This is a genomic window from Corynebacterium sp. HMSC071B10 (genome assembly GCF_001814825.1).
In the GTDB taxonomy this organism is placed as follows: domain Bacteria; phylum Actinomycetota; class Actinomycetes; order Mycobacteriales; family Mycobacteriaceae; genus Corynebacterium.
The window spans coordinates 1-7,756 of sequence record NZ_KV817976.1; the positions used below are offsets into that span (position 1 = coordinate 1).

Consider the following 7,756-nt stretch of genomic DNA (forward strand, 5'->3'; position numbering starts at 1 on the left):
CTACGTGTCCACCATTTGCGGGCAACCCCACAGATCCGTGTAGATCTCGTTGGCGCGCTCCTTGGACGTATCCGACTTGTAGATGTGGTTCTGGAACGCAGCGGTCGCCGCGTTACCGGAACCCTTCGCAGTCGGGTCCTGTCCAGTTTGGGTGTTGTTCACTTCAGACATTGTTCTTCCTTACTTACTTGAGGTTCTTCATGAATACGTTGACGTCATCGGACTGGATGAGGTCGGAGGCCTTGTCGGTCCAACCGTCCAGGTCGTATTCCGCCATGCAGTCCTCGACCATGCCGAACATCTGGTCCTTTACCCCGTTGTTCATGGCGTTGAGCAGCATTTCGATGCGGACGTTCTCGTGGTTGCCGGAGTAGTTGCGCTCGTAGAGCTCGTGGCGCCCGCCAAACTCGGTGCCGATGGAGTCCCACAGCAGCTTCATTAGCTTCACGCGGTCGACAGCGGTCACGCCGTTGGAGCCGCGGACGTACTTGTCCAGGTACGGACGGATCTCGGCGTTCTTGAAGTCCAGGGCACCGGAAGGCAGGTAGATCAGGCCGGAGGCGACATCCTGCTCGATGATCTCCTTGATGCGCGGGTATCCGGTGGCCATGAACATGCGGTACGCCATGCCGTATTCCAGGTTCGGCAGCAGGCTGCCGTCGGCACCCTTGTCCGGGTTCAGCATCATGGCGTCGGTCAGTGCCCAGAAGAGGTTGCGCCAGCCAATCACTTCACCTGCGCGGGCCTGCACGCCGCGGAAGTCGGAGGTACCTGCGATCTCGAGTGCCTTGAGCAGGAGGCCTGCGATGAAGTCGAGCTTCACGGCAAGGCGGATGCAGCCCTGGAAGGTGAAGCGGTTAATAAAGCCGGTCTTCGGCATGAAGCCGTTGATCTGGTCCGGGTCGCCGTACGCGAAGATGTTCTCCCACGGGACGAGCACCTTGTCGAACACGAAGACCGCGTCGTTTTCATCAAGGCGCGAGGAGAGCGGGTAATCGAAGGGCGTACCCGTGATAGCCGCGTTCTGGGAGTACGACGGGCGCGAGATGAGCTTCACGCCCGGGGAGTCCATCGGCACCGTACAGATGATGGCGAACTCCGGACGCTTGATCGGCAGCCCGTAGTGCGAGATGAAGTTGAAGTTCGTAATCGCGGAGCCGGTAGCAACAACCTTTGCGCCAGAGACCACGACACCCGAAGCGGTCTCCTTCTCCACCTTCATGAAGACGTCCTTGACCTCATCCGGCGGCAGGTGACGGTCAACCGGCGGGTTGATGATGGCGTGGTTCCAGTACAGGACCTTCTCCTGGGATTCCTTGTACCAGCGCTCTGCGTTCTCCTGGTAGGGGGAGTAGAACTCCGGCATTGCGCCAAGAGTGCCCAGGAATGCTGCCTTGTAGTCCGGCGAGCGACCGAGCCAGCCGTAGGACATCCTCGCCCAGGCCTCGATGGCGGTACGGGATTCGCGCAGGTCATCGACGGAGCGCGGCACCTTGAAGAACGGGTGCGTCTTACCGCCAGAGCCGGTGTCGGTGTCCGTCAGCAGCTTGTCTGCAGTCTCCGGGTTGTGGAAGCCGTCGTAAAGCCGCGCTGCCATGCGCACCGAATTACGGAACGCGGGGTGCGTCGTCACGTCGTCGACGCGCTCGCCGTGGATGTACACTTCGCGCCCATCGCGGAGCGACTCGATGTACTCGTCGCCCGTCATCGGGAGCTTGGGGTTTTTCGGCTGCGTGCGTTCCGACGCCCGCGAGGGCTCACCCGGGGTTGGCTCAACGTCAGTGTTGCGCAGGTGTTCAGTAGACATGGTGTGTTCCTTTCTCGAGCCCACCGCAATACCGATGGGAGTTGTGTGTTGTTAAAAAGACCGGAAGGACGTGTTGTCCCCGAACCAGCCGATGCTGAGTCCGTCGCCGCAGCAGTCCCAGGGCAGACCGTCCAGGTAGCTTCCGGCTGAGCGGAATTTGCCCGCATGGAACAACAGTGGGGCGCGGTCGGTCACCTCGACGTCGATGACTTCGCCGATGACAATGATGTGGTCGCCGCCGTCGTAGGTTCGCCACGGCTTGCACTCGATCGTCGCGGCGTTGCCCTTGAGCACCGGGATGCCGTCTTCATTTCGCCACGACGGTCCACCAGCCATCGGTTTACCCGCGAAGTTCATGCAGACATCGAGCTGATCTTCCGCGAGGATGTTGATGGCAAAGGGCTGCTCTTCCAGGTACTGGCTTGCCTTGTTGCCACGAATCAGCGTCACCTGCGCGAGTGGCGGGTCGAGCGAGACAGCGGTAAACGCGTTCACGGTCGCTCCGTGGGGCTTGCCGTCTGGGGTCAGACAGGTCACGACGGTCACGCCAGTTGTAAAACGACCAAATGCGTTTCGCAGCTCACGCGAATCGAATTTCTGAGGGGCTTCGGACACCGCAGGCTGGTTCATTTGCGTTCCTCCTTCGACACAATCGCCTATTCAGCGTTCCAACTTGGTGCAGCAGAGCTCTCGAAAGTGCTCTAACGCACAATGTATTTCCGATAGAGTCTTGGATCACGGGTAGAAATACCCGACTTTTGAATCGTGGAGATCAGGCCACCGCGTATTTAGCTAGGTAGAACTACCCGGTTTGCGGGTGAGGAGGTTACGCATATCGTGCGCGTAGACATGCGAAGAGGAGCTCGCCTACCAATGCGCCTCGTCACCAGCTTCATCAGCCGGGAGCCTGAAATTGACCACCTCGTATCCCTGCTGGAGAGCTCGAACCTCATCACCATCACTGGCGCAGGAGGCATTGGGAAAACGCGTCTCTCTCTGGAAACGGGCAATAGGATCCACGAGTCCTACCCGGACGGCGCGTGGTTTCTTGATCTCAGTGCGGCGGATAGCGGCGACGCAGTAGTGCCCCTTGTTGCGACTGATCTGGAGATTCCCGATCAATCTTCCCGGCCTTCGCAAGTCCGGGTAGTGGACTATCTCAGGTCAAAGTCGATGCTGCTCATCCTCGATAATTGCGAGCACGTAGTCCCTGCAGTCAGCGAACTGGCGTACCTCATTCTGACCGAGTGCCCGGGCATAAAGATGATCGCTACCAGCCGCTGCCAGCTCGGCGTACCGGGGGAGAAGTTACTGCACCTGGAGCCCTTGAGCCTCCCAAACGCCGACGCTCTTATAGATTCTGCCGCCCTGGCCAAGACTCCTGCGGTGGCAATGTTCGTCGAGCGTGCGCACGCCGCGGACCCCGCCTTCGAGCTCACCGCCGAGAATGCCTCCGATATTGCGAGCATTTGCCGACGCCTCGACGGCATCCCACTCGCCCTCGAACTCGCCGCAGCACGCATCCGCTCGATTGGCACAGGCGAGTTCGCGGAGCGCCTCGAGCACCAGTTCTCGATCTTGCAAAACGGTCCGCACAGCGCGCCCAGTAGGCAGCAAACGCTAGAAAACGCCGTGAAGTGGAGCTACGACCTCATCGATCCGCAAGCGCGCCTGCTCTGGAATCGGATCTCTATCTTCCCCGATACCTTTGATCTGCCGGCCGCCGAGAACATCTGCGGATTTGCTCCCTTGTCCGAGCAAGACGTCTACCCGCTGCTGGATGCCCTGGTAAGAAACTCCGTTCTCCGGGTGGAGCGAGACCGTAGGCGGGTGCGCTACCGGCAGTTCGTATCCACGAAGCTCTTCGGGCAACAGCAGCTGTCCGCTGAGGAAATGGCCGCTCTCCAGGCCCGTCACCGTGAGTTCTTCCATCGTCGCGCCGCGGAGATGGCAGCACATTGGCCCGGCCCGAACCAGCTCACGATGCTCGAGATGGCACGGGAGGGGCACAGCAACACGGTGCTCGCGCTCGAGCACGCCTACGACACCCGCGAGGATCCAAGCGCCGCCGCGGAACACGTCGCAGCACTGCGTTATCAGTGGGTAGCCGGCTTAGCGCTGAGTGAAGGCCGCGACAGGATCGAGCAATTTCTCGCACTGCCTGGGGTAACCGGGGCATCCCGGGGTGAGCTGCTCTGGGTCGGTGCCTGGGTGTGTTTGATTCAAGGCGACCACGACCGCGCCGGCGTGCTCGTGCAGGAGTGCTGGGACCTCGCCGAAGAGCTAGACAATGTCCACCTCAAGGCACATGCCCGCTGCTGGATGGCCCTCTACCATGTGTTCACGGGATCTCTGGAGCAGGCAATCCCACTCTTCGGCGAGGCACTGCCGCTTTTCGACGACTTAAACGACACCGCCGCCGAACTCATTGCAGGATTCCAACACGCCATGGCCCTGGAGCTCAGCGGTGCCCACAACGAAGCACTGGAAGTATGCGCGCAAGCATTCGCATTTGCCGATGAGTCCGGGGAGCGCTGGAACCGCGCGCACTTCCACTGGGTAGCCGGGATGGCGCACTTCTCGCTCGGTCAGTGGGGAAGCGCCCGTGAACATGCCCGCCAGGGTCTTGAGATCAGTGCAGACTTCCAGGACGGGATCGTCTCTTCGCTCATCGTCGAACTGCAGAGTTGGATTGAATCAGCCGTCGGGAACCATGAGCTCGCGAGCTCGCTAGCTACAGCAGCCGATGACATCTGGCGAGCCCAAGGAACATCGGTGCAGGCATTCGGCCCGGCGATGAAGGCGCGCTCGGTAAAGGCACGTGAACCTTTGGTGCTCGAAGCGCAGCGGGTCCCGAGGTCTAAGAAGGACGCGATTGCCTTTGCCTTGAGCACGTACGACTCGCTTCCCGAACCAGCAACGGCAAACAAGTCAAAGGTTGAAAAGGACTCCCCACTTACCCGCCGAGAGCGCGAGGTCGCGGAACTCGTCGGCTCGGGATTGACCAACCGACAAGTCGCTGACAAGTTGGTTATCTCGACTCGGACGGTGGAAGGCCACGTAGAGAACATCTTCTCCAAGCTGCAGATTAACAACCGCTCGCAGATAGCGGTGTGGCTGCATGGGTGAGCGATACCAACCCAAGTCGTCACCGTAAAAAGCTAAGTAACAACGACAAGCCGCATTGATTCGCAGTACAACCTCAGCTGTCCTTGAAACGATTTCTGATACTATTAAATTCCTCTCGGTAACGAAGCCGAGGATAAGACAAAGATGACTAAGTTCAATGGTGTCGTTCTGCCCTCAATATCCATTAGCAGGTGCAGCTTCAGACATCAGCAACAAAACTTGCCTCCTCTTCGGCGCTGGATTCTGCATCTAAAGAGTTCAATAGTTTCTACAATAAATCTTGCTTGTGGCATGAATCTGAACAAGGACATTCGAAGCAATAAGGAGCTACTGTACCTAATGAATCAAAACAACGAACCTAACAAAGAAGCAGTTGAATGGGCGCGGAACTTCATACACACAGAGGCAGCCAAGGCCGATCCAGCAAGGAAAAGTGCAGCGGAGTTTATTCTCGCAAATGCGCCTAATCTGTCAATGGACCAGACCGACTGGGATGATAGGGTTCACCACTTAGCTGGCGCTGATCATCTAGACGGTGGGGAAAGAGTCATGCTCTATCCAGACCCCGCAAACCAAAACCAGGTTGTTTGCACAGATAGCATATGCGCTGATGATATGTTGATCCCAAACGGCAAGCGGTATCAAGTTCTGGAATTGACGGACGACATTCACCCACGCGAGCTTCTTTCACCGGGCGATTACGACCAAGCCCCGAAGGGCACAGTAGTCTCAGCGAATAACACAATTTACCTTTTTTCTGGTGACGGATTTTGGACTAATTCGCGGGATGACGAAATCATGAATTGCCTAGACATGGCAGAGGTCGGCAAGAGCGAAGTTCTGGTTTGGGGCCATGAAGAGTAATCGCGCCGATAATCATTAGTCTGCTTTTGCGGCTGCAGCGCTATGCAACATTGCTATTGTTTTGTGGCAGTGTTCTGGAAGCGACGATAGCGTAATTAGCAGTATCTTTGAGCAGAACGCATTTTGACGTAGCCAAGACACCGGAGCTTCTCACGCAAGGACATGCCTGCGCCAGAAGTTCTGGACTCTACTAGGAAGATCAGGCAAACTGAACCACTACGAAACACGCATGGCGCGCTATCTCGAGGAGTTTTGGAGTCACTCAATATCAGGCGATATGAGACAAGCAGCGCTTACACTCGCTATTGCAATCGCGGGCGTAGCAATCCTCAATGCTGTCTATTCCTTTTTTCGCACCGAATGGCCGGAATCCTACACCAGCCTGGATTCACGAATCGATCATCAGTACAAGAAAAATCCTGTACGGACAATTATAGGTTTTAGGGGTTTGCCAGTTTCAATGGTCGTGTTCTTGACCACTGAGTTCACTGATAGAGCGGACGGACACGTCTTAGTTGGCTTGCTCTCAATGCTAACTTTGTACATCATCTTAACTACGGGCCGGGCTGTTTTCGACGTCGTAAGACCGCCACGACACTCGAACTATCTGTTTGTCATATTCCATCATGCTGGCCAAATCTGCGTCATAATACTGTTCGCTTCCTTTGGATTGGTAATGCATGACCTCTTCGGTAGTTGGATTCCAAGCGGCGAAGATTTTGCCATCGCACTAGTAGCGGGATCATTTGCATCAATCATGGCAATCTGGACAAAGAATCTGATGTCAGCTGCAAAACTGCCCTTTCCCACGCTAGTCTCCGAACTTCGAAAGGATATTGGAGCTAAGCAGTTAGCCTTCGCTCGAGCACTAAGCCGTAACTACGATTCTTCCGGAAACCTCGGATATCTGGTGGAGGCCATTCTGCTGGCCGAGGCACAGCAACGGCCTAAGTGGTTTAGACGGATTGAAAACTTTACCGGGAAAATCGGCCGAACGGGAACCTATGGAGTAGCGCAAGTTTCGGCTCCAGCTCCTATTTCTGATGAAAGGTCTATTGAATTGCTAATCGAACAACTCATTGCACGGGCGAGTTTTAGATTTGACGAGAACAATTTTGATCATGCAGAACTTCACAAGTTATTGTTGCAACATAACCCCGACCCCGAGCATGTCGGCCGGATCATGCAGTATTTTTATGGCATTCAAGAGTATATGCTCCAGAATTAAATAGCGAAACCACCATTTCATTAATCGGGAGACGAAACATTCCGCTCCATGCTTCCCGAGCTAGCCGTTTCTTTTATCCACAACGCCCCGGTTTTAAGGAAGCCTAATAAGGCCTTGTTGCTAGGGCACAGGCGCAGGAAAGAACCGAGCGATTCCGTTTCTACTTAAGCACGTGCTGGCGGTGCTTAGCTTGCCGATAACCGTCTACGCCTTTTCCGGCGCATGGCATCTGATGTCGGCTGCGGGTTTTTGGTACCGGTGTTCCGAAGACTCGGTACTGCCCCGTTCCGAGTAGTTGGTACCGACACCGTCACCGATGCCGAGCCGACTGTAGCGGCCCGGCTGTAAGAATTGCTTGTCGTTCGGGCCTACTGAGGCTGGGGCCTTGCGCATGGTGAAGTCTCCTAAGCGAATTCGGACCGCTTTGCTGCAACCGGCTATTCGGCTGCAGTGTGTGCTCGCGTTCGTCCGGTAACGGTTTGGTGTGCCTCCTGGCAGCTCAGAACGCTTTGGACCCCTCGGGCGGAGCCACCATATAACGTTGGCGGCCCGGCATCGCGGCAGCGTTGCCTCTCTCGAGCGGGTCTCCAGACGGTTCCTTTCAGGCGGGAGCTGACGCATACACTGCCACTACCGAACGACGACACTTCCTTCATCAACAATGAGAGAAAACTGACTGTAGTACCGGATATACGGAACACCGGTACCAACTACGCGGAATCGCGGTA

The 7,756-nt window shown here is 56.6% G+C and carries 6 protein-coding genes; 3 read left to right on the forward strand and 3 right to left on the reverse strand.

Features of this window, described 5'->3' with window-relative positions:
* From HMPREF2990_RS12635 to HMPREF2990_RS01575, 3 genes are read right to left on the reverse strand one after another with little or no spacing between them, the layout of a single operon-like run.
* Nucleotides 1-171: a hypothetical protein gene (locus tag HMPREF2990_RS12635; RefSeq protein WP_210399949.1), complete on the reverse strand. Its 171-nt coding sequence runs from the start codon at nucleotides 169-171 to the stop codon at nucleotides 1-3.
* Between the two features lie 13 nt (nucleotides 172-184).
* Nucleotides 185-1,807 carry a 4-hydroxyphenylacetate 3-hydroxylase family protein gene (locus HMPREF2990_RS01570; RefSeq protein WP_070762367.1) on the reverse strand — a complete coding sequence of 541 codons (1,623 nt, stop codon included), beginning with the start codon at nucleotides 1,805-1,807 and terminating at the stop codon, nucleotides 185-187.
* A 51-nt stretch (nucleotides 1,808-1,858) separates the two neighbouring features.
* Nucleotides 1,859-2,437 (reverse strand): flavin reductase family protein, encoded by a 579-nt coding sequence (locus tag HMPREF2990_RS01575; protein ID WP_070762369.1) that lies wholly within the window; start codon nucleotides 2,435-2,437, stop codon nucleotides 1,859-1,861.
* A gap of 243 nt (nucleotides 2,438-2,680) precedes the next feature.
* Between HMPREF2990_RS01575 and HMPREF2990_RS01580 the strand changes: the two genes are divergently transcribed.
* The 3 genes from HMPREF2990_RS01580 to HMPREF2990_RS01590 all read left to right on the forward strand — a co-directional run bounded on the left by HMPREF2990_RS01580 (nucleotide 2,681) and on the right by HMPREF2990_RS01590 (nucleotide 7,028).
* Nucleotides 2,681-4,936, forward strand: a complete 2,256-nt coding sequence (locus HMPREF2990_RS01580; RefSeq protein ID WP_168167107.1) for a LuxR C-terminal-related transcriptional regulator — start codon at nucleotides 2,681-2,683, stop codon at nucleotides 4,934-4,936.
* Nucleotides 4,937-5,275: 339 nt separating this feature from the next.
* Complete coding sequence (locus HMPREF2990_RS01585) at nucleotides 5,276-5,800, forward strand: hypothetical protein (RefSeq protein WP_141757755.1); 525 nt, start codon at nucleotides 5,276-5,278, stop codon at nucleotides 5,798-5,800.
* A gap of 229 nt (nucleotides 5,801-6,029) precedes the next feature.
* Complete coding sequence (locus tag HMPREF2990_RS01590; RefSeq protein WP_141757756.1) at nucleotides 6,030-7,028, forward strand: hypothetical protein; 999 nt, start codon at nucleotides 6,030-6,032, stop codon at nucleotides 7,026-7,028.
* Nucleotides 7,029-7,756: the final 728 nt, after the last annotated feature.

Excerpts from the sequence above, each read along its gene's own strand:
- HMPREF2990_RS12635 (WP_210399949.1), bottom strand. The coding sequence starts at position 171 with ATGTCTGAAGTGAACAACACCCAAACTGGACAGGACCCGACTGCGAAG.
- HMPREF2990_RS01570 (WP_070762367.1), bottom strand. The coding sequence starts at position 1,807 with ATGTCTACTGAACACCTGCGCAACACTGACGTTGAGCCAACCCCGGGT.
- HMPREF2990_RS01575 (WP_070762369.1), bottom strand. The coding sequence starts at position 2,437 with ATGAACCAGCCTGCGGTGTCCGAAGCCCCTCAGAAATTCGATTCGCGT.
- HMPREF2990_RS01580 (WP_168167107.1), top strand. The coding sequence starts at position 2,681 with ATGCGCCTCGTCACCAGCTTCATCAGCCGGGAGCCTGAAATTGACCAC.
- HMPREF2990_RS01585 (WP_141757755.1), top strand. The coding sequence starts at position 5,276 with ATGAATCAAAACAACGAACCTAACAAAGAAGCAGTTGAATGGGCGCGG.
- HMPREF2990_RS01590 (WP_141757756.1), top strand. The coding sequence starts at position 6,030 with ATGGCGCGCTATCTCGAGGAGTTTTGGAGTCACTCAATATCAGGCGAT.